1 pseudogene is annotated in these 458 nt (G+C 64.2%); it reads right to left on the bottom strand.

Going from position 1 to position 458, the window contains the following annotated elements:
• Positions 1-458: pseudogene (locus J8I82_RS37950) on the bottom strand (hypothetical protein); the annotation flags it as partial.

Below are 458 nucleotides of genomic sequence, written 5' to 3'. Positions count from 1 at the left end.
TCGATCCGGGCCGCCAGCACCCCCTGCACGGTGGTCGGGATGTGGAGCGCCAGCGGGGCCTTGTCAATCCGGTAGTGACCGGGCTGGCCGACCAGCGCGCCTTCTTCGGCCAGGGTCTGGACCACTTCCTCCATAAAGAACGGGTTGCCTTCGGTCTTGGACAGGATCAGCTGCATGAGCGGCACCAGCGAGGGATCATCGCCGAGCAGCGCCGTCAGCAGGCCCTGCGCCTCCCCTGGGCCCAGCGGTTCCAGATGCAGCTGGGTGTAGCACGGCTGGCTGCCCCAGTCGGAGCGGTATTCGGGGCGATAGTTCACCAGCAGCAGCAGCCTGGCGTGCGGTACCTGCGCGATCAGGATATCGAGGAACGCTTCGGTCTCACTATCGAGCCATTGCAGGTCTTCGAACAGCACCATCAGCATCTGATTCTGGCTCTCGCGCACCAGCAGTCTTGCAAT

The sequence above is a fragment of the Cupriavidus consociatus genome (assembly GCF_017814975.1).
Taxonomy (GTDB): Bacteria; Pseudomonadota; Gammaproteobacteria; order Burkholderiales; family Burkholderiaceae; genus Cupriavidus; species Cupriavidus consociatus.
Note: the sequence above shows the minus strand (reverse complement) of the source record. Positions and strands in the feature narration are given on the sequence as shown.